Origin of the sequence: Desulfuromonas thiophila (assembly GCF_900101955.1) — a bacterium.
Lineage (GTDB): Bacteria > Desulfobacterota > Desulfuromonadia > Desulfuromonadales > Desulfuromonadaceae > Pseudodesulfuromonas > Pseudodesulfuromonas thiophila.
Genome location: NZ_FNAQ01000005.1, coordinates 58,969 through 76,923 on the forward strand (window position 1 = coordinate 58,969; position 17,955 = coordinate 76,923).

Annotated in this window: 18 protein-coding genes and 1 tRNA gene; 1 reads left to right on the top strand and 18 read right to left on the bottom strand. The window is 58.9% G+C overall.

Annotated elements, in window-relative coordinates; genetic code table 11:
* Positions 1–20: 20 nt before the first annotated feature.
* The 8 genes from BLR80_RS13435 to BLR80_RS06680 all read right to left on the bottom strand — a co-directional run bounded on the left by BLR80_RS13435 (position 21) and on the right by BLR80_RS06680 (position 6,541).
* Positions 21–500, bottom strand: a complete 480-nt coding sequence (locus BLR80_RS13435) for a BRO-N domain-containing protein (RefSeq protein WP_092077644.1) — start codon at positions 498–500, stop codon at positions 21–23.
* Positions 501–556: 56 nt separating this feature from the next.
* Positions 557–631 (bottom strand) — tRNA-Gly (locus tag BLR80_RS06650).
* 73 nt (positions 632–704) lie between these two features.
* Positions 705–1,583, bottom strand: a complete 879-nt coding sequence (locus BLR80_RS06655; RefSeq protein ID WP_143012098.1) for a peptidylprolyl isomerase — start codon at positions 1,581–1,583, stop codon at positions 705–707.
* 66 nt (positions 1,584–1,649) lie between these two features.
* The gene (rsmA, locus tag BLR80_RS06660) at positions 1,650–2,456 is read right to left on the bottom strand and encodes a 16S rRNA (adenine(1518)-N(6)/adenine(1519)-N(6))-dimethyltransferase RsmA (RefSeq protein WP_092077650.1); all 807 of its coding nucleotides are present in this window, start codon (positions 2,454–2,456) and stop codon (positions 1,650–1,652) included.
* Positions 2,446–2,943, bottom strand: a complete 498-nt coding sequence (locus BLR80_RS06665) for a DUF2062 domain-containing protein (protein ID WP_092077653.1) — start codon at positions 2,941–2,943, stop codon at positions 2,446–2,448. Before BLR80_RS06665 ends, rsmA begins: the two co-directional genes overlap by 11 nt.
* A 19-nt stretch (positions 2,944–2,962) precedes the next feature.
* Positions 2,963–3,994: a tRNA (adenosine(37)-N6)-threonylcarbamoyltransferase complex transferase subunit TsaD gene (gene tsaD, locus BLR80_RS06670; protein ID WP_092077657.1), complete on the bottom strand. Its 1,032-nt coding sequence runs from the start codon at positions 3,992–3,994 to the stop codon at positions 2,963–2,965.
* 32 nt (positions 3,995–4,026) lie between these two features.
* Positions 4,027–5,346: a PhoH family protein gene (locus BLR80_RS06675; protein WP_092077660.1), complete on the bottom strand. Its 1,320-nt coding sequence runs from the start codon at positions 5,344–5,346 to the stop codon at positions 4,027–4,029.
* A gap of 37 nt (positions 5,347–5,383) precedes the next feature.
* Positions 5,384–6,541 (bottom strand): aminotransferase class V-fold PLP-dependent enzyme, encoded by a 1,158-nt coding sequence (locus tag BLR80_RS06680; protein WP_092077663.1) that lies wholly within the window; start codon positions 6,539–6,541, stop codon positions 5,384–5,386.
* 359 nt (positions 6,542–6,900) lie between these two features.
* Here BLR80_RS06680 and BLR80_RS06685 point away from each other — a divergent pair, with 359 nt between their 5' ends.
* A complete protein-coding gene (locus tag BLR80_RS06685) occupies positions 6,901–9,117 on the top strand; it encodes a vitamin B12-dependent ribonucleotide reductase (protein ID WP_245691381.1) in 2,217 nt (738 codons plus the stop codon).
* Between the two features lie 137 nt (positions 9,118–9,254).
* Here BLR80_RS06685 and BLR80_RS06690 read toward each other — a convergent pair whose 3' ends face one another.
* From BLR80_RS06690 to cysE, 10 genes are all read right to left on the bottom strand, one after another.
* Positions 9,255–10,373, bottom strand: coding sequence for an acyl-CoA dehydrogenase family protein (locus BLR80_RS06690; RefSeq protein WP_092077669.1), 1,119 nt, complete (start codon positions 10,371–10,373; stop codon positions 9,255–9,257).
* Positions 10,370–10,795, bottom strand: coding sequence for an acyl-CoA thioesterase (locus BLR80_RS06695; protein WP_092077672.1), 426 nt, complete (start codon positions 10,793–10,795; stop codon positions 10,370–10,372). Before BLR80_RS06695 ends, BLR80_RS06690 begins: the two co-directional genes overlap by 4 nt.
* Before the next feature lie 156 nt (positions 10,796–10,951).
* Positions 10,952–11,227: an HU family DNA-binding protein gene (locus BLR80_RS06700; protein ID WP_092077675.1), complete on the bottom strand. Its 276-nt coding sequence runs from the start codon at positions 11,225–11,227 to the stop codon at positions 10,952–10,954.
* 172 nt (positions 11,228–11,399) lie between these two features.
* Positions 11,400–11,966 (bottom strand): helix-turn-helix domain-containing protein, encoded by a 567-nt coding sequence (locus BLR80_RS06705; RefSeq protein ID WP_092077678.1) that lies wholly within the window; start codon positions 11,964–11,966, stop codon positions 11,400–11,402.
* 10 nt (positions 11,967–11,976) lie between these two features.
* On the bottom strand, positions 11,977–12,552 hold the full coding sequence (locus BLR80_RS06710) for a helix-turn-helix domain-containing protein (protein ID WP_092077681.1): 576 nt from the start codon (positions 12,550–12,552) through the stop codon (positions 11,977–11,979).
* Positions 12,553–13,121: 569 nt separating this feature from the next.
* Complete coding sequence (gene mtaB / locus BLR80_RS06715; protein ID WP_092077684.1) at positions 13,122–14,432, bottom strand: tRNA (N(6)-L-threonylcarbamoyladenosine(37)-C(2))-methylthiotransferase MtaB; 1,311 nt, start codon at positions 14,430–14,432, stop codon at positions 13,122–13,124.
* Positions 14,429–15,481: a tRNA 2-thiouridine(34) synthase MnmA gene (gene mnmA, locus BLR80_RS06720; RefSeq protein ID WP_092077687.1), complete on the bottom strand. Its 1,053-nt coding sequence runs from the start codon at positions 15,479–15,481 to the stop codon at positions 14,429–14,431. The genes mtaB and mnmA overlap by 4 nt, the downstream gene beginning before the upstream one ends.
* Positions 15,482–15,487: 6 nt before the next feature.
* Positions 15,488–16,702, bottom strand: coding sequence for a cysteine desulfurase family protein (locus tag BLR80_RS06725; protein WP_092077690.1), 1,215 nt, complete (start codon positions 16,700–16,702; stop codon positions 15,488–15,490).
* A gap of 5 nt (positions 16,703–16,707) precedes the next feature.
* On the bottom strand, positions 16,708–17,160 hold the full coding sequence (locus BLR80_RS06730) for an RrF2 family transcriptional regulator (protein ID WP_092077693.1): 453 nt from the start codon (positions 17,158–17,160) through the stop codon (positions 16,708–16,710).
* A gap of 24 nt (positions 17,161–17,184) precedes the next feature.
* Entirely contained in the window at positions 17,185–17,898 is a 714-nt protein-coding gene (cysE, locus tag BLR80_RS06735) for a serine O-acetyltransferase (RefSeq protein WP_092077696.1), read from the bottom strand.
* Positions 17,899–17,955 lie beyond the last annotated feature (57 nt).

Consider the following 17,955-nt stretch of genomic DNA (forward strand, 5'->3'; position numbering starts at 1 on the left):
AGATGCCGGGGGCCTGTCTGTTAATATCCGGAGTTGTGTCTTTCCACCTCAAGCATTTTACCGCCCGGAAGATCCTGCCAGGCATTGCTGGTGATGTCGTCAAGGATCTCCTTGGCTACGGGGAAAACCTCCCGGCTTGACCGCATGATGGCCGCTATCGCTTTCTTGGCGCGCCGCATCTCACCTTCGATAACGCGGCACTGCAGGAGCGCCTCATTGACCATCCAGAACGCGCTGGTTGTCGTCTGAAGGAAGGCGACAACCTCTTTCGACGTGGCTGGCCCCTGGGACTGGGTAACGAAGGAGTAGCTGCCGGTCTTGCGAATGGTCGGCAGCACCTCTGCCGTTACCCATTTTCGGAAGGGCTTTGCGGCCGGTTTTACCGGCAGTTGGAAACGGCCGGGCGGCTTCGGGTCGGAGAGCGATTTCTCGAAAAAATGTACCCCTTCCCCCTTCGGCCGGTCGGCTGGAGGGGGTTTTTTGGTCGCAAATTTGGTCATAAATCCTAAAAATTAAAAAGCACCTAGGGGATTTTCCACCTAAGTGCTTGATTTTATGGAGCGGGAAACGGGATTCGAACCCGCGACCTTCAGCTTGGGAAGCTGACACTCTACCACTGAGTTATTCCCGCCTGAAAAAGTGGGCTGAGTATAAGGAAGCCCTGGTGCGATTGTCAACGGCTTTCACGCACCAGACGGGGTCGTTCAGCTATCAATGCGGATACTGGCATTCTGGCGCAGCTGTTCCACCCAGTCCTGCAGCAAACGGGCGCCGTTTTGCTCTTTGAGATAGGCGGCAATCTGATCGCGTACCTCCTCTAGTTCGAGATGGCGCGGCTCTTCGGCATCGGTGACCCGAATCAGGTGCAGGCCGAAGGGGGTTTCGACCACAGGACTGATTTCACCCGGTTTGAGGGCAAAAGCGGCTTCCTCGAAGGACTTGACCATCTTACCCTTGCCGAACAGACCCAGATCGCCTCCCTGGGCGGCGCTGGGGCAAGCCGAATGTTCGCGCGCCAGATCAGCAAAGCTGGCGCCGTCGAGTGCCTGTTGGCGCAGCGCAGCGATTTGCTGCTGGGCTTCGCTGGTGGTTTCCGGTGTGGTGCGAATCAGAATATGGCTGGCCCGGACCATGGGTGATTTGCGCATCTTTTCCGGATGGGCGTGGTAGAAAGCGGCGATCTGTGCCTCGTCAGGCGGCGCTGCCTCGGCCAACTTGGCATCCGTGGCCTGATTGACCGTCAGATCCTGCCGAATCATGCGGAAATAGGCCATGCGGTCGATGCCAGCTTTGGCGAGGGTAGCGTAAAACTCCTCCTCGGACGGAAAGTTGGCCCTGATGCTGTCGATCTGCTGCTGAACCGCGGTGTCATTGGCAATCTGCCCCTGGGCCAGGGCCTGCTGAAAGATCAGCTCACGAGCGATCAGACGTTCAACCGCCAGCTCCTGGATCTGCTCACGCTCGTTGGCATCAAGCTGATCAGCGGTTTTGCGGTGCAATTCCATGGCGTAACTTTGTACCGCGTTGATGAAATCGAAATGACTGATGGGGCGGTTATTGACGACGATGGTTTTTTCCGGCACGAAAAACAACTCCTTGAAAAGCAGAGGGTTCCGGGTGAATTGGAAAAATCCCGAATCCGTGGGAGATCAGTTCGCGGGTGCGTAAGGCGCCAGGGCCTGACCTAAGACCGCGAACTCGGACAGATTGAGGGTTTCGCCTCGGCGTTGGGCATCAATGCCTGTTTCGTTTGCGACCCGGTCGATAGCGGCCGGGGCAAAGCCGGCCGCCTGCAGACAGTTGCGCAGGGTTTTGCGCCGCTGGGCAAAAGCAGCCTTGACCACACGATGAAAGAAGACTTCATCCGCGACCACAACCTGCGGCTGTGCCCAGGGGGTAAAATGCAACACCTCGGACCAGACCTTGGGTGCCGGGATGAAGGCACTGGGCGGTACCTGCACAACCGACCGGATGGCGAACGCCTGCTGAAACAGGACCGACAGGGCGCCATAGGCTGCGGTGGCCGGCGCGGCCCGCAACCGGTCGGCCACCTCCTTCTGGAACATCAGCACAAAACAGCTGAATAGCTGCCGGTGTGCCAGCATCTTGAACAGAACCTGACTGGAGATATTGTACGGTAGATTGGCAACCAGCTTGTAGGGTGGCCTTGTCAGCAGGGCCGGCCAGTCAAGGCGCAGTGCATCGCCGACATGCACCTGTAGCTGGTCGGTGGCGCGCTGTTGCCAGTAAGCTGCCAGATCGCGGTCGATCTCCATCAGCTGCAGCCGATCAACCCGTTCCAGCAGTCGCTCGGTCAAAGCGCCCTGCCCCGGTCCGATTTCGAGTACAGCGTCAGCGGGATGCAGGTCGGCAGCGGTCAAAATAGCTTCAATGATACGATGATCGCGCAGGAAGTTCTGGCCGAAGCGCTTGCGTGGCCGATGATCAACGGTCATGAGAGCGATGCTTCCGGAAGGGGCGCGGCCAGCGTGGCACACGCCAGGTTTTCAGAACAGGCAGCAGCCGCAACACCAGCGCATAACTGATGGCAGCTGCCAGAATGGCGTGGATCAGGCTACCGAAACACAAAGGCAGCAGCAGATCGGCACCTAATTGCTGTAGACATTCCAATGTCAGGCAACGGGGGAACTGCACCCGCGGCATATCCAGTAGAAACCGGCCGGTTTCGTACTGCGCCAGATAAAGAAAAGGCGCCGTCAACGGATTGCTGATCCAGACACCGAGAGCGGCGGCCAGTTTGTTCTGGCACAGCAGCAAAGCCAGCAACAGGGCCAGCAGCATCTGCACACCCAGGGTTGGCGTCATGCCAATAAAAATACCCAGAGCGAATCCCCGAGCGATTTCATCAGGTTGGCCCCGCAACCGCACGAAACGTATCAACAACAGCTTGGCCTGTCGACTGATGCTCCAGTGTCGCCACATGCGCCGGCTCCTGTCGGTTTCAGGGAGTGCCGGACGACCGGCTGGTGACCTGCTCGAGCGGCCAGACCGGGCGTGCATCAAACGAGCGATACCCTGCTGCGCCCCCCTGCAGGCGGGCTTCGGCCGCTACCGCCAGCATGGCGGCGTTGTCGCCACAAAGCGCGGGAGATGGGAACACCACCTCCACGCCTTGCTGCTGCGCCAGGGCCAGACAGCGCTGACGCAGACCGGAATTGCAGGCCACACCACCAGCAATAACTATGCGCTCAAGCCGTTGCTGACGAGCGGCGGCAAAGGTTTTTTTGCTGAGCACTTCAACCACCGCCTCCTGAAAACTGGCAGCCAGATTGGCCAGATGCGGCGGCAGGGCCAGTTCCGGCTGTTTTTTCAGCAGGGTCAGGACCGCCGTTTTGATACCACTGAAACTGAAATCAAACCCCTCATGCTGCAACATCGGGCGCGGCAAGGCAAAGCGGCAGCCATCGCCCTGGGCCGCCAGTCGGTCGATGAGGGCACCACCGGGATAAGCCAACCCGCACATCTTGGCTACCTTGTCGAAGGCCTCACCGGCGGCATCGTCGAGGGTCTGGCCCAAAAGATGGTATTGGCCAAAACCCTCGACCCGATAAAGATGGGTGTGTCCGCCGGAAACCGCCAAGGCCAAGAAAGGAAAGGCCAGATCCCGCTCCAGCAACGGCGCCAGGATGTGACCTTCGATATGATGAACGCCCACCAACGGCAGTCCGGCACCCCAGGCAATGCCCTTGGCCAGCGATAACCCCACCAGCAGCGCACCTACCAGGCCCGGTCCCTGGGTTACCGCCACCGCCTCGATATCTGACAGGCAGACTCCCGCCTGTTGCAGGGCCTGTTCCACCACCAGCGGACCAGCTTCCAGATGTTGACGGGCCGCCAGCTCGGGCACCACGCCGCCATAGAGGGCATGGATATCCACCTGAGAGGACACAATGTTACTGAGAATATGGCGACCGTCGCAGACGACGGCCGCCGAGGTTTCATCACAGGAAGATTCGATGGCGAGAATCCGCATGCAGCACCGTTTCGCTCTAAAAAAAGTGAATATCAGAGCAGATTGGCTGCCAGCTCCGCCAATCCGGAGCGCTCGCCGCGCGTCAGGGTGATGTGACCGGCAATGGACTGCTGCTTGAACTTTTCCACCACATAGGTCAGACCATTGCTTGACGCATCCACATAAGGGTTGTCGATCTGGTACGGGTCGCCAGTCAGCACTATCTTAGTGCCTTCACCGGCGCGGGTGATGATGGTTTTGATCTCGTGGGGCGTGAGATTCTGGGCTTCGTCCACCACCATGTACTGGTTGGGAATGGACCGGCCGCGGATATAAGTGAGTGGCTCAATCTCCATCAGACCCATGTCCACCAGTTCCTTATAGCCGCGTTTGCGTTTGCCGCGTTCTTCCACGGCGCCGAGCAGCAATTCGACATTGTCGAAAATCGGCTGCATCCAGGGTGCCAGCTTTTCCTCGACGTCACCGGGAAGAAACCCCAGATCGCGGCCCATCGGAAACACCGGCCGCGAGACCAGCAGACGGTTGTACTGGGCCTCGTCGGCCGCTTTTTGCAGACCGGCAGCAATGGCCAGCAGGGTTTTGCCAGTTCCCGCCTTGCCGACCAGGGTCACCAGTTGGATGCGGCTGTCCAGCAGCAGATCAAAGGCAAACTGCTGCTCACGATTGCGGGCATGAATCCCCCAGACGCTATCCTTGACCTGTTTCGCCAGTGGCAGGAGGCGCTTTTCATCGGCATGGTAGCGCACCAGCGCCGTGTGTGACGGATTGGTTTCGTCCACCAGTGTGGCGCACTGATTGGGAAACAGATCATCTTCGGCATAATCGAGATGGCCCTGGCCGTAGAAACGATCGATTTCCGTTGCCGGCAGCAGTTTTTCACAGTGACCGGAATAAAGATCGTCGATGGCGACCTTGTCAGACTGATAATCCTGAGCCTTAAGACCGAGAGCGTCAGCTTTGATACGCAGATTGGTATCCTTGGTGACAAAAATGACCGGGCAATCGCAGGACTGTTTGAGAGCCACTGCCGAGGCCAGAATGCGGTTATCGGCCCGATCCAGACGCAAATCGGAGGAAAATCCGGCCGCCTGCTGACTGGAGTACAGCAGCACATGCAGCATGCCACCGTTTTCCAGCGGCACGCCATCCACCAGACTGCCACTGGCGCGCAGCTGGTCAAGTTGGCGCGATACATGCCGGGCATTACGGCCGATTTCGTTGAGATCTTTTTTAAAGGTATCAATTTCTTCGATCACGGTGATGGGAATGACCAGATCGTTATCTTGGAATTTGGCCAGTGCCTGGGGATCATGCAGCAGAACATTGGTATCGAGAACGTACTTTTTTTTCATGCTCTCACCCTTTTCACAAATAAATTGAAATATCCCGTCACAGCCGAGAGGCCAACTGGCGCATGGCCGCGAGAAAACGATCGATATCGGCACTGGTGGTAAAAAAACCGGGACTGACCCGGACGGTGCCGGCCGGATAGGTACCAATGCTGCGGTGAGCCAGGGGCGCACAGTGCAGGCCCACGCGCACGGCAATACCGTACTGGTGGTCAAGGACAAAGCCCAACTCGGCTGGATCGAGCCCTTGTAGGGCCAGGGACACAACCGCTGTCTGCTGGCCAGGACCTGGCCCAAACAGCCGTACGGCGGGCAGCTGCTGCAGCCCCTGCCACAGCTGCAGCAGCAGTTCCTGTTCGTGACGGATAATCTGATCCAGACCGGTATGACAGATGAAGTCGACGCCGGCTTGCAGACCAGCCAACGCCGGCAGATTCAGGGTGCCGCTTTCCAGCGCTTCAGGCAGGCAGTGCGGCTGTTCCAGCTGGCTGGAGGCCGTACCGGTGCCACCATATAGCAGCGGCTGTAGTTCAAGCCCTTCGGCAACATAGAGAAAACCGGTTCCCTGCGGTCCCAGCAAACCCTTGTGGCCGGGCGCGGCCAGCAGATCAATGCCCATCTGTTGTACATCAATCGGGCAGACCCCGGCGCTTTGTGCGGCATCGACCAAAAAGACAATGCCCTGCTCCCGGCACCAGGGCCCCAATTCATCAATGGGCTGCAGAGTGCCGGTAACATTGGAGCAATGATTCATGACCAGCAAACGGGGACGGTGCGCCAGGCAGGCCCGCCGGACATCGGCGCCTGCCACCCGCCCCTGGCAGTCAGCCGGCACCTGAATCCACTGAACACCCCGCTGTTGCAGCTGATAGAGCGGGCGGGCAACGGCGTTGTGTTCCATGCTGCTGCTAACCACCGTGTCGCCAGGCTTTAACAGACCGAACAACGCCGTGTTGATGGCCTGGGTGGCATTGGCGGTGAACACCAAGCGGTCAGATACAGGAATCCGGAAGAAGCGGGCCAGTGTTTCGCGTACAGCCAGCAGGGTCTGCCCCGCCTGGCGGGCCGGCAAGGCACTGCCCCGACCGGCACTGGCACCACATTGGCGGGCCGCATGATCCTGGACCTGATAGACAGCTTCGGGTTTGGGAAAGCTGGTAGCGGCATTATCGAGATAGAGCAGAGAGGAACTGGCCATCACGGCTGCGCCTCAAATGGCAGCGGGTTGTTCCCGTCGGAGGCACGAAAGGAGACACAGAGGCAGACAGGAAAATTTTTCCGGAAGATGGCGCGACACATGATGGGCGAAACTACCATCGGCCCGCCGTCGTTGGCAACGCAAAAGCGTGACAGCACCAGCGCCTGTCCAGTCAGTCGTCGTCGCCCTCACCAAAATTTCACCGAACAACCGTTGACCTCCACGACATCTTGTGGTTTAACTCCGGCCAACCACTGAATCTGGTAGCAAGGCCGCCAATCGTTTAACCGCCAGACCCCTTAGGCGGCACCGTTCATAAACCCGTTTTTATCCCCCACCGCATGAAGGAATACCGCACCATGGCCAACGACTCCCTGGATACACCGCTCAACCTGACCCGCAACGCCCTGACGGTTCTGGAACGGCGCTACCTCAAACGCGACGAACAGGGCCGCGCCCTGGAAACACCGACCCACATGTTTCGCCGCGTGGCCGATGCCATCGCCGCCGCTGAACGGAAGTTCGATCCTCAGGCTGACTGTGATGCTCTCAGTGCCGACTTCTATCGCCTGATGACACAGCTGGAATTTCTGCCCAATTCACCGACGCTGATGAACGCCGGGCGCGAACTGGGACAGCTGTCGGCCTGCTTCGTGCTGCCGGTGGACGATTCGATGGAAAGCATCTTTGAGGCCATCAAAAATACCGCCCTGATCCATAAGAGCGGTGGCGGCACTGGTTTTTCCTTTTCGCGTATCCGGCCGGCGCATGACGTGGTGCTTTCGACCAAAGGGGTTTCGTCGGGACCGCTTTCCTTCATGAAGGTGTTCGATGCCGCCACCGAAACCATTAAACAGGGCGGCACCCGGCGCGGGGCAAACATGGGGATACTGCGTGTCGATCATCCCGATGTGATGGATTTCATCATGTGCAAGCGGGATCAGACGGTGCTGACCAACTTCAACATCTCCGTCGGCATTACCGAAGATTTTATGGAAGCGGTCAAGAGCAACAGTGAATACGATATCATCAATCCGCGCACCGGCACGGTGGTCAATCGCCTGTCAGCGGCCAAGGTATTCGATCACATTGTCGATCTGGCCTGGACCAACGGCGAACCGGGGATCATCTTTCTCGATCGCCTCAACCGTGACAACCCGACTCCACACATTGGCGAAATCGAAAGCACCAACCCCTGCGGTGAACAGCCCCTGCTGCCGTACGAATCCTGCAACCTGGGCTCCATTAACCTGCGGCTGATGGTGCGTGATGGCCAGATCGATTGGCAACGGTTGGAACACACCATCAAGCTGGCGGTGCGCTTCCTTGATAATGTGATCGAGGTCAACAACTACCCTATTCCCCAGATCGCTGAGATGACCCGCGCCAACCGCAAGATCGGGCTGGGCATCATGGGTTGGGCCGATCTGCTGATTCAGCTCGGCATTCCCTACAACCACAGCGAAGCCGTTGCTCTGGCCGAGAAATTAATGGGATTCATTAACGAAATTGCCCAGGAAACCTCGCGCCAGCTGGCGCGCGAACGGGGCGCTTTCCCCAATTTCAAGGGCAGCCGTTTCGATCAGCGCAATGAAGCGGAGATTCGCAATGCCACCTGCACGACCATCGCGCCTACCGGCACCATCTCGATCATTGCCAACAGTTCCAGCGGCATCGAGCCGTTGTTCGCCGTCTCTTATGTTCGCCAGGTGATGGATAACGACATTCTGGTCGAGGTTAATCCGCTGTTCGAGCAAGTGGCGCACGAACGTGGCTTTTATTCGCCCGAACTGATGAAGTTGATTGCCGAAAAGGGGTCGATCAGGGACTTTGAGCAGATTCCCGAGGATCTCCGCCGTCTGTTTGTTACCGCCCACGATATCCGGCCGGAGGACCATATCCGCATGCAGGCGGCGTTTCAGCGTCATACCGACAATGCCGTTTCCAAAACGGTCAATTTCTGTCACAGCGCCAGTCGCGAGGACGTGGCCACGGTTTACCAGCTTGCCTATGAAAGCGGCTGCAAGGGCGTCACCATTTATCGTGATGGTTCCCGTAGCAACCAGGTGCTGTCGGTGAAGAAGGAAGGCAGTCGGCCGGAAGATTCGGTGCCGATGGAAAACAAGAAGGCCACCCGCAAACGCGACCGGCCCCGTACCCTGCAGGGAGCCACCTATCAGATGGAAACCGGCTGCGGCCCGCTCTATGTCACCATCAACGAGGACCAGCATGGGCTGTTCGAGGTCTTCACCACCATGGGCAAGGCCGGTGGTTGCGCCGCTTCCCAGTGTGAGGCTCTTGGCCGGCTGGTGTCGCTGGCCTGGCGCAGCGGCGTGCAGGCGCGTCAGGCCGTCAAGCAGCTGATCGGCATCAGTTGCCATAAGCCGGCTGGCTTCGGTGCTAACCGCATTACTTCCTGTGCCGATGCCCTGGCCAAAGCCATCCAGCTGCACATGCAGAACGATGAGCAGCACGAAAGCCACAACGGTGGTGCCTGCCCCGAATGTGGCGGTCCTATCGAGCACGAAGGCGGCTGCTGCGTCTGCCACGCTTGCGGCTACAGCGAGTGCGCCTGACGGAAAACCACCAGCGACCTTAGATTCCGGCGCGCGGCCAAGGCTGCGCGCCGGTTCTGTTTGGTGCGGCAGCGGCATTTCAGGGATTTTATCGCTCCACTCCTTCCTGCGGGCTTCGCAGAGTGGGTCGGTTTTGTCTATGAGCCGCGCAGCAGATCGCGGGCAATGACCAGGCGCTGGATTTCTGAGGTGCCCTCGCCGATTTCACACAGCTTGGCGTCGCGATAGCAGCGTTCGACAGAACTGCCTCGCAGATAGCCATAACCACCGAAGATCTGCACCGCCCGGTCGGCATTGCGCACTGCCGTGCGGGCAGCAAACAGCTTGGCCTTGGCGGCGGCGCTGCCACAGGGCTGACCGGCATCGCACAGACGGGCAGCCTGGCGGGTCAGCAACCAGGCGGCATCAAGTTCGGTGGCCATATCGGCCAGGGCCCATTGAATAGCCTGAAACTGGCCAATGGCTTGACCGAACTGCCGACGGCGGCGGGCATGACGAAGGGCTTCATCCAGACAACAGCGGCCGATGCCGCAGGCCAGGGCGGCGATGGCGATACGACCGCGGTCGAGCAGCGCCAAGGCATCCTTGAGCGCCTGACCTTCTGTGCCCAGCAGGGCTTCGGCGGACACCTCGACCTGTTGTAGCTGTAATGGGCAGGTATTGGAACTGCGACAGCCCATCTTTTCCAGTGGCCGGCCTGGTCGCACACCTGGACGATCAGCCTCGACCAGAAAAGCACTGATGGCCCGTTGCGGCGCAGCTGCCGTGCGCGCCAGCACGATGAACAGCGCCGCCCAGTTGCCCTGGGTAACAAACATCTTGCGCCCCTGCAATTGCCAACCGGTCGCTGTGCGTTCAGCACGGCAACTTAACGCGGCGGCGTCACTGCCACTGCCCGCTTCGGCCAGGGCCCAGGCGCCAAGCTGTTCGCCCCGCGCCAGCGACGGCAAATAACGCTGCTGCTGCTCAGCTGTACCAAACAGCCGCAAATGGTCACACACCAGGCTGTGGGCCGCCAATGTCAGAGCCAGGCCGGCATCGCAGCGGGCCAACCGCTCAATCACGCGCAGCAGATCATCGCAGCAACCGCCCTGTCCGCCCCACTGCTGCGGCACGCAGACTCCCAGATAGCCCAGCACCCCTGCCTGGGACAGCAACGCTGCAGGACAGGCACCATCAATATCGCGCCGACGGACTCCCGGCGCCACCTGCTCACGGACAAAAAGGTCCAGTACGTCAAGGTCGATGCAACTCATGACATTCCTCCCGCGTGTTGTTGCAAACGCTGTTGCAGATTCAGCAATAAATCCTCCGGCAAGGCGATGGTGCGGCCGGCGCGATCCATCAGCAGATGACGACTGTTGCCTTCGGCCAGCACCCGTCCGTCAGCATGCAGGATACGGTAGGAAAATTCCAGCAGGCGCCGTTTCAACCGGACCAGGCGGGTTTCGATCTGCAACACATCCTCGTAACGGGCCGGCAGCAAAAAACGCAGGTGCAACTCGGCCACCACCACCAGCACCCCCTGTGCTTCCCACTGGCTGTAGGGCAATTCCAGCTGCCGCAGAAAGGCCGAGCGGCCCTCTTCGAACCAGATAGGGTAGCAACTGTGATGAACAATCCCCTGGGCGTCGGTTTCGGCATAACGTACCCTGAGTTGCGTTGTGTGTACGGGCATCGCTCAAACCTCCAGCCATAAACACAAAAACCGCCTTTCCAGTCTGGAAACGCGGTTTTTGCCATCAAAAGAACGGATATGGGTCCGCATTATCGCGCCGGCAGGCAGCATACCTGCCTTGCCGCAGCGCGGGTACCCGCGACACAGGCGAAGCCCTCAGCTGTCAACCCGTTCGCGCAATTCCTTGCCGACCTTGAAGAAAGGCAGCTTTTTGTCCTTCACCTCAATGGTTTCGCCGGTCTTGGGATTGCGGCCAGTATAGGCCTTGTAATCCTTGACCACAAAGCTGCCAAAACCACGAATCTCAATGCGGCCGCCCTGGATCAGTTCCTCGGTCATCGAATCGAAGATCAGATTGACGATCTCCTCGGCCCGTTTGTAGGTCAGGTCTTTTTCCAACGACAACGCCTCGACCAGTTCCGACTTGTTCATAACGCCTCCCGCCTCGTTCCGTTACGTTTCATTCGCCAGCCGCAGACCACAGAGGGATCCATCGTTGCCATGCCTGCTGTGTTAACCGCTTCAAAATACAGAATTGGGCCATTCTGTCAATATCCGAAGTGGCCGAAAACCGCAGACCCGGCTCTACCTGGGGGAAAGCAGATCAGATAACGGTGAAAGGAGACAACGTCCAGATCACGCGCGCCTCGGCCGGACCGATATTTTTCCACTGATGAGGCAGGTGAGATTTAAATGAGAGACTGTCGCCAGGGTTGAGAACATAGAGATCGTCGATGATGGTGACCTGCAGGCAGCCCTCCAGCAGGAATATCAGTTCATCCCCCGGATGGTACATGTTGTCGTCACCGCTTTTGCCTCCCTTGGGAATGGTACAGTAAAACGAGGTAAATTGCGGATCGCGCAGGCCGGAGGTAAAGGACTCCGTCAGCATGTTGCTGTTGTTTTCGTAGATGGTGGTATCGCGTTGGCCGCTGGAGGTAAACACAACCTCGTGGGTGGTTTTGACCTCCTCCACGAAGTAGTCGATGCTTTTTTCGAACACCCGAGCAAGTTTCATGAGAATTTCGACAGAGGGAATGGTCAAACCCCGTTCGACCCGAGAGATCATATTGGAGGAAACACCCGAACGGCTGGCCAGATCCTGAATGGTCATCTCGCTGCCAAGCCGGATAGCCTTGAGTTTTTTACCGATGATTTTGCGCAGTTTCATCCATTCCTCCTCAGGCATGTTGCTGCGCCACATCGGGCGCTGGCGAAACCACCCAGAGTACCCGGGTCTGACCGCTGCTGGTATTGACCCAGCGATGCGGCAGGTTGGCCTTGAAACAGACGGAATCGCCCGGCTGCAGATGGTAACAGTGCTCTTCGATGATCAGGTCGAGAGAACCCTGCACCACCAGGGCAAATTCCTCACCGACATGCACCATGTTGCCTTCACCACTGTCGCAACCCGGTTCGATGGTGTCGTAAAAGACCGTGAATCCGGGATCACGCAACCCCTGTGTCAGGCTGATGATCTGATGTTTGTCTTGAAAGAAAAAGATGGGTTCTCCTTCTCCCGCCCGGGTATAAACCACCGTTGAGCCCTTCTCCGCTTCCTCGACAAAATAACTGATGCTCATGCCGAAAGCACCGGCCAGTTTCATCAGAATCTCGACCGACGGCGTTGTCAGCCCCCGCTCAATACGTGAAATCATGTTCGAAGAAACCTGGGATTTATGCGCCAGAATTTCAATGGTCATGTCATTTTTCAGGCGCATTTTTTTCAGTTTTTTACCAATCAGCTCCCTGACCATTTGCCGCCTCCTGTGCCCAACGGATAAAGCATAGAATAAAATGATGTTTTAGCATCACGAAAATTGCTTTGTCAACGAGCGAGTGGTGCCTGCAGCCTGTCAGGGCAGAGAAAACCCTGTCCCATGAGAAATCACGTTAACACGACGGGATAAGTGTCAACCTGAGATGAGATTATAATCACAGAGCCCCTGCCGAAAAAGCGAACGATCGTTCGGTTATTCCACCGGAATGCACCGCCATATTGCGTCGCGACGTGGCGAGGCAAACCGACGCCTGCCTAAACAATGGGCACTCCATCTCGTTCACTGCCTTGCGCTCTCAGAAAAAGAACGATTTCCGCTCGGACACTAAACGCTTGGTTGACAGAAAAACAAAAAGGCCCGCTTCAAGGGCCTGCAGGAACGTGAATTCATCTAAAAATCACCAAAAAAACGCCAGCTGTTACTTCTGGCATGATGTCTGCTTATTATGACAGCAAACAGGATTCAAGCCCTGTCTCCTTCTTTAAGCCTCGGCGCTTCCCTCCTTAGCCCGAGGCTCTTTTTTTGTCATTTCTTTCCTCTGGCGGTTAAACCGGGTAAGCGACCAGTTGCCCAGCCTGCAGCTGGTCGGCAACCCGTACCCGGCAAAGCTGGCCGGCCAGCGGTAAGTCGCTGACCACCAACAGCTCGACATATTCACTGCTGACCGCCTGAAAACCCCGCTGCCCCTGCCAGCACGTTGGCTGGCGTTCGCAAACCACTTCCAGATTGCGACCACACTGCTGCTGCAGAAAATCCTGCGCCTGGCACTGGCCCAGCATTCGCAGCATGGCGGCACGACGGCGGATCAGATCGCCATCAAGCTGCGCCGGCATGCTGGCGGCGGCGGTTCCCGGTCGGCAACTGTAGGGAAACACATGCAGATAACTCAATGGTAGAGATTTCAGGCACTGCAGGGTCTGGTCAAATTCGGCTGCGGTTTCGCCGGGGAAGCCCGTCAGCACATCAAGCCCCAGTCCTACTCCCGGCAAAGCTGTGGTGACATGGTCGATCAGGTCGGTGAAAAAGGCGGCGCTGTAGTGCCGGTTCATGCGCTGCAGCACCGTATCGCTGGCCGATTGCAGGGGGATATGCAGATGACGGCATAGGCGTGGTTGCCGCGCCAGCAGCTCGATCAGGTCGCTATCGACTTCCTGCGGTTCCAGCGAACCCAACCGCAGACGGGGAATCGTGGTTTCCGCCAGCAGCTGCTGCAGCAGCGTGGTCAGGCGGATGGCCGGCTGCAAATCCTGACCATAGCGGCCGATATGAATACCGGTCAGCACCACCTCGGCGTAGCCCTGTTCAGCCAGAGTCCTCACCTGAGCCACCACCTGCTCCGGCCGGGCACTGCGGCTGGGACCGCGGGCAAAGGGAATGATGCAATAGGAACAAAAAGCGTCACAACCGGTCTGGATCTGCACAAAGGCACGGCTGTGCTGGCTGAAACCGCTGATGGACAATTCAACCTGACCGCCACTACGACGAATGTCGCCCACCTGCCGCACCGGGCCATCGCCTTGCACAATCGCCAGCAGATCAGCCTTTTCGCGATTGCCAATCACAAACCGCACACCGGCAAGGGATTCAAACTGTTGCGGCTGCACCTGCGCGGCACAGCCAGTGACAAGGACGCGACAGGTGGGGTTAAGACGCCGCGCCCGTCGCACCCAGCGGCGCGACTGGGCATCGCTCTGGGCTGTGACACAGCAGCTGTTGATGATCACCAACTCGGCGCCCTGTTCAAAGGACAGCTGGCGATAACCGGCCTGCTGCAGCAGCTGTTGCATTGCGGCCGATTCGAACTGATTGGCTTTGCAGCCCAGGGTCACCAGACTGAAGGTGGGTGGTGCCGTCACAGGATAAAGCCTCCGCCCAGCACCGTATCGCCCTGATAGAAAACAGCCGCTTGCCCCGGCGCGATGCCAGCCTGGGGTGCCGTCAGCTGTACCCGCACCTGCTGCGGTCCAGACGATTGCAGGCGGGCGGCCACCGGCTGGTGGCGATAACGAATCTGACAGCACAGATCATCGAAGGCCTCCGGCGACTGTGGCGCATTCCAGACCAGCTCAGTCACCTCGAAGGTCTCACGCAGCAGCAGCGGCCTTTCTCCGACCACCACCTGATTGGCGATTGGATCCAGACGCACCACATAAAGAGGTTCCCGCCAGGCCAGATTGAGGCCCCGCCGTTGTCCGACGGTATAGCGGTGAATGCCGTTATGATTTCCCAGAACCCGGCCGTCAACATGGACCAACGCACCAGCCGGCGGTGATGCGGCGTCCGTCTCGACAAAGCGGATATAGTCATTATCGGGAATGAAGCAAACGTCCTGACTTTCGCCACTGTCACCCGCCGCCAGGCCAAAACGACGCGCCTGTTGGCGCACCTGCTCCTTGGTCAGGTCACCCAGGGGAAAACAGATCCGCGCTAGCTGCGGCGAGGACAGACAGAACAGGAAATAACTCTGGTCCTTGCGTAGATCGCTGGCGCGGCATACCCGCGGCCAGTCTGGCTGGCGCTGGTCAAGGCGAGCGTAGTGGCCGGTGGCCAGCAGGTCGCAGCCCAGGCGGTCAGCCTCATCCAGCAGCAAGCCGAACTTGAACAGCCGGTTGCACAGGACACAGGGGTTGGGCGTACGCCCCTGACAATAGCTCCGACGAAAAGGGGTCATGACCTGGCGCTCAAAATCGTCGACACAATCACAGACCCGAAAAGGAATGGCGAGTTCAGCAGCGACTCGACCGGCGGCAGCAATCGTAGCCTCTCCAGCCGCGCCCGGCAGCAGGCGCAGGGTGATGCCCTGCACGGCAAGGCCCTGTTGCTGCAGCAACAGGGCCGCCACCGTCGAATCGACTCCTCCGCTCAGGGCAACCAGGGCCGAACGGGGCCTGCTGTTCTCAGTCATGCGGTCTCAATCATGGTCAGCCAGCAGACATTCGATGACCGGACAATCAAAAAGCGACAGATCGACATCAGCAGGCAGGCTCAGGGACTGTAGTCGTCCGACCACCGCCGGTAGACGTTGCAACAGTGCCGCCACCTCGGCTTCACTGGTCTGATAGCCCAGGCTCAGCCGCACGCTGGAATGCAACCGTGCCCCAGGCACCCCCATGGCGCTGAGCACATGCGAAGCCCCGGCACTGCCCGAGGTGCAAGCGCTGCCCGAAGAGGCCGCAATACCGACCAGATCCAGCCCCAGCAGCAGCCCCTCGCCCTCGATCTGCGGGAAACTCAGATTCAGGGTGTTTGGCAAACAGCTGTGGGGATCGCCATTGCGTACGACCTCGGGAACTGCGGCCCGGATGCCATCTTCGAGCTGCCGCAACAGGGCCCGCTGCCGTTCGTTCTCCTGACACAAGCGCGGCCGGATCCAGTCACAGGCGGTACCCATGCCGACGATGCCAGCGACATGATGGGTGCCGGCCCGCAGCCCCCCTTCCTGATGACCACCATGCAAATAGGGGCAAATCGCCGTGCCTCGGCGCACAAAAAGGGCGCCGATCCCTTTGGGCGCACCGATCTTGTGGCCTGACAATGACAGCAGATCTACAGGCGTCCGGCGGACATCAATGGGCACCTTGCCCAGAGCCTGCACTGCGTCGGAGTGAAACCGAATGCCATGGCGGCGGGCCACGGCGGCTACGGCGTCGATGGGAAACAGCACCCCGGTTTCATTGTTGGCCCACATGACGGAAATCAGTACCGTATCGGGTCTGATGGCCGCTTCGAGTTCGGCCAGATCGATCTGGCCGCTGGCGTCCACCGGCAGATAGCTGACTGAACCACCATGCCGCTCATGGTAGCGGCAGCTATCCAGCACCGCCAGATGCTCTACGCTCGTGGTAATCAGGTGCCGCCCCTGTGGCCGCAGGGTTTCGAGGCTGCCGAGCAGGGCAAAATTGTCGCTTTCGGTACCGCCGGCTGTGAAGATGATTTCCTCCGGCTCGGCTCCGATCAGCGCTGCCACCTGGGCACGGGCTGTTTCAATGGCCGTGCGGGCCCGCCGGCCGGGCTGATGCAGACTGGCCGGGTTGCCGAAATGTTCCGCGAAATAAGGCCAGATTGCATCCCGTACCTGAGGCAACAGGGGGGTGGTGGCATTGTTGTCAAAATAGAGGCAGTCCATGTCGCTCACTCCGCCGATGACACGCTGCGCTCCAGCCGCATTTGCACATGACGTTGAGCGTCGCGACTGAGGTCCTCGATGGAAATTGATGCCAGAAAGGTGCGGATGCGCTCGCCCAGTTCCAGCCAGACCGGATGGGTGACGCAGAATTCGCGCATCTGGCAGTCCTTGCCGCCTTCAACACAGGCCGCCGGGGCAAGGGTTTCCTCGACGCTATCAATAATCTCGACTAAGGCAATCTGGTCGGCTGGTCGTGCCAGAACATAGCCTCCACCGGGGCCACGCACACTCTGGACCAGATCGCTGCGACGCAGTTTGGCGAACAGCTGCTCCAGATAGGTCAGAGAGATATGCTCGCTGTCGGAGATTTCACGAATGGAAACCGGCGTGCCATCCTGTTGCAAATTCAGCCGCACCATGGCCCGCACGGCATACAACGCTTTGGTTGAAAGACGCATCTTTCTTTTTCCTCACCACAGGGTTCAGGACTGGCGCTGCAACTGCTGCAGCTGCCGGGTCAGTTCCGCCACCTGCTGTTCCAGTTCAGTGATGCGCTGACATTGCACGTCAGGCAGGCGGCCGTGCTCCAGATCGGGGCGTCGCTCTTCCGTCGCCGGTTGCTGTCGCTCCTGGGTGACTACCCGACCAGGAATGCCAACCACAGTGGCATTTTCCGGCACCTCTTTGACCACGACGGAATTCGAGCCGATCTTGCTGCCATCCCCTACCGTGAACGGACCAAGAATTTTGGCGCCAGAGCCGACAACAATATTGTTGCCCAGCGTTGGATGGCGTTTTTCCTTGGCCCAGGAGGTGCCACCAAGGGTGACACCATGATACAGGGTGCAATTGTCGCCGATCTCAGCCGTTTCGCCGATGACCACGCCCATGCCATGATCGATGAAAAAACCACGCCCGATGCGGGCGCCGGGGTGAATTTCGATGCCGGTGACGAAGCGACTGAACTGTGACACACAGCGGGCAATGAAATAAAACCGTCTCTGCCACAGCCCGTGCGCCAGGCGATGCAGTTGCAAGGCATGAAAGCCGGGATAACAGACCAGGACCTCTAGTACCGAACGCGCGGCGGGATCACGTTCGAACACCACCTGGATATCTTCCTTCAGCAGGCGAAACACGGCAGGCTCTCCTTGACAGGCAACAGGATGAACAACAGCAGCCACCAACCACACCATTGCGATCAGCGACTGCTTGATAGCATTTTCCGAGAAAATCTGTCAACAAAGCCGCAC

Coding starts and splice junctions, on each gene's coding strand:
- BLR80_RS13435 (WP_092077644.1), bottom strand. CDS start 500: ATGACCAAATTTGCGACCAAAAAACCCCCTCCAGCCGACCGGCCGAAG.
- rsmA (WP_092077650.1), bottom strand. CDS start 2,456: ATGACCGTTGATCATCGGCCACGCAAGCGCTTCGGCCAGAACTTCCTG.
- BLR80_RS06665 (WP_092077653.1), bottom strand. CDS start 2,943: ATGTGGCGACACTGGAGCATCAGTCGACAGGCCAAGCTGTTGTTGATA.
- tsaD (WP_092077657.1), bottom strand. CDS start 3,994: ATGCGGATTCTCGCCATCGAATCTTCCTGTGATGAAACCTCGGCGGCC.
- BLR80_RS06675 (WP_092077660.1), bottom strand. CDS start 5,346: ATGAAAAAAAAGTACGTTCTCGATACCAATGTTCTGCTGCATGATCCC.
- BLR80_RS06680 (WP_092077663.1), bottom strand. CDS start 6,541: ATGGCCAGTTCCTCTCTGCTCTATCTCGATAATGCCGCTACCAGCTTT.
- BLR80_RS06685 (WP_245691381.1), top strand. CDS start 6,901: ATGGCCAACGACTCCCTGGATACACCGCTCAACCTGACCCGCAACGCC.
- BLR80_RS06690 (WP_092077669.1), bottom strand. CDS start 10,373: ATGAGTTGCATCGACCTTGACGTACTGGACCTTTTTGTCCGTGAGCAG.
- BLR80_RS06695 (WP_092077672.1), bottom strand. CDS start 10,795: ATGCCCGTACACACAACGCAACTCAGGGTACGTTATGCCGAAACCGAC.
- BLR80_RS06700 (WP_092077675.1), bottom strand. CDS start 11,227: ATGAACAAGTCGGAACTGGTCGAGGCGTTGTCGTTGGAAAAAGACCTG.
- BLR80_RS06705 (WP_092077678.1), bottom strand. CDS start 11,966: ATGAAACTGCGCAAAATCATCGGTAAAAAACTCAAGGCTATCCGGCTT.
- BLR80_RS06710 (WP_092077681.1), bottom strand. CDS start 12,552: ATGGTCAGGGAGCTGATTGGTAAAAAACTGAAAAAAATGCGCCTGAAA.
- mnmA (WP_092077687.1), bottom strand. CDS start 15,481: ATGACTGAGAACAGCAGGCCCCGTTCGGCCCTGGTTGCCCTGAGCGGA.
- BLR80_RS06725 (WP_092077690.1), bottom strand. CDS start 16,702: ATGGACTGCCTCTATTTTGACAACAATGCCACCACCCCCCTGTTGCCT.
- BLR80_RS06730 (WP_092077693.1), bottom strand. CDS start 17,160: ATGCGTCTTTCAACCAAAGCGTTGTATGCCGTGCGGGCCATGGTGCGG.
- cysE (WP_092077696.1), bottom strand. CDS start 17,898: ATGGTGTGGTTGGTGGCTGCTGTTGTTCATCCTGTTGCCTGTCAAGGA.